This window comes from Brunnivagina elsteri CCALA 953, assembly GCF_002289455.1.
Taxonomy (GTDB): domain Bacteria; phylum Cyanobacteriota; class Cyanobacteriia; order Cyanobacteriales; family Nostocaceae; genus Brunnivagina; species Brunnivagina elsteri.
In genome coordinates this window covers 1-1729 of sequence record NZ_NTFS01000703.1, presented here as the reverse complement: position 1 = coordinate 1729, position 1729 = coordinate 1, and the positions used below count along the sequence as shown (strand labels likewise).

General features: G+C 38.3%; 2 protein-coding genes. Both read left to right on the top strand.

All coding sequences use genetic code 11. The features are described 5' to 3' along the window. Positions 1-107: 107 nt before the first annotated feature. Positions 108-1004: a CPBP family intramembrane glutamic endopeptidase gene (locus CK510_RS30035; protein ID WP_095725076.1), complete on the top strand. Its 897-nt coding sequence runs from the start codon at positions 108-110 to the stop codon at positions 1002-1004. 68 nt (positions 1005-1072) lie between these two features. Beyond that, positions 1073-1729: pyridoxine 5'-phosphate synthase (locus CK510_RS30030; RefSeq protein ID WP_211293358.1), on the top strand; the 657-nt coding region annotated here is incomplete at its 3' end.

Below are 1729 nucleotides of genomic sequence, written 5' to 3'. Positions count from 1 at the left end.
TGTATAAAGTTACTTAACTATACTTAGTGATTGAATGAGCATAAGCCTTGGAAAAAACTTTGTGATTTACTGAATGTACAAAAAATAACTTTTAATTCTTAAAATATATGAGTCAAAACTATCTGGAAATAGCCCAGCAAGGTAAAAATAATTGGTGGCGTTACTTACTAGGAATTATATTAATTTTCTTCATGTGGATGATTGTTGGTAGTATTGCCACAATAGTATTTGTCGGAGTTGTTTTTGCCAATCGTGGATTGCCATTTTCCGAGATAGAACGGCAATTTGACACATTTGTAAAGAGTGCCTCCTTAGATTCATTTATTGCCATTAATCTCCAGTTTATCTTTTTTTTAATCGGCATACTTGTAGCAGTAAAATTATTACATAATCGAAAAATTCTCAGTTTAGTGAGTGCAGAATCAAAGATTAACTTTAAACGCTTCTTTGCAGGGTTTGGAGTTTGGTTTTTACTCCAAGGAATTTTAATTGCGATCGCACTCATTAGCGAACCCCAAAATTACAAATTTACCTTTAATCCTGCTCAATGGTTCCCACTCCTAATTGCCGCACTAATTCTGACCCCAATTCAAACATCCAGCGAAGAATTATTTTTTCGTGGTTACTTAATTCAAGCATTTAGTCGCATAACCAAAAATAAATATGTAATCATAATTATCACAGGTTTATTATTCATGTTTCCCCATCTTCTCAACCCAGAAGTCCAAAGGGGAGCAGTATTAATGGCAATGTATTACTTTAGTTTTGGGGCACTTGCAGCTTTTCTAACACTCAAAGATAACCGCTTAGAACTTGCTTTAGGAGTTCATGCCGCAAATAACTTAACTTTAGTTATTATCAACACCGAAGATTCTGTAATTCCCACACCAGCAATTTGGACTGTCAAACAAACAGGAAGTCCTGGTATCGACTTGGTAGTATTTTTAATCCAAAGCGCAATTTTCTACTATATATTCTTTGGCAGAACTAAAAAAATTGAATAAATTACTATTTTTGAGTAAATTTCCGCTAAAATACAAATCCTACAGACTGCGGACAAGGAGTAACTAGGGTGACTCTGACACTTGGGGTAAACATCGACCATATCGCCACAATCCGGCAAGCACGACGCACGGTAGAACCCGATCCGTTAGTGGCAGCAGCATTGGCAGAATTAGCTGGTGCTGACGGCATCACAGCACATCTACGGGAAGATAGAAGGCATATTCAAGATCGTGATGTGCGAATTTTGCGGCAAACTGTACGTACACACCTAAACCTAGAAATGGCTGCTACCGACGAAATGGTTGCGATCGCACTTGATATCAAACCCGATTATGTAACCCTAGTACCCGAAAAACGCGAGGAAGTTACAACCGAAGGCGGTTTAGATATTGTCGGGCAAATTGGTAGAATGGAAGAGGTTGTTGATAAACTACAATCTGCTGGAATTCCGGTTAGTCTATTTATCGATGCCGAACCTGCACAAATCGAAGCTTCTGTCAAGGTGCAAGCACAATTTATTGAATTGCACACTGGTAAATATGCAGAAGCAAAAGACGACACAACTCGTAAGCATGAGTTAGATATGCTAGCGATTGGGTGCGAACAAGCGATAAAAGCCGGATTGCGAGTTAATGCAGGACATGGACTTACTTATTGGAATGTTTACCCCGTTGCCTGTTTACCGGGAATGGAGGAGTTAAATATCGGACATACAATCATTAGT

Bases quoted from the DNA above. Each gene is read 5' to 3' on its own strand.
- CK510_RS30035 (WP_095725076.1), top strand. From the start codon at position 108: ATGAGTCAAAACTATCTGGAAATAGCCCAGCAAGGTAAAAATAATTGG.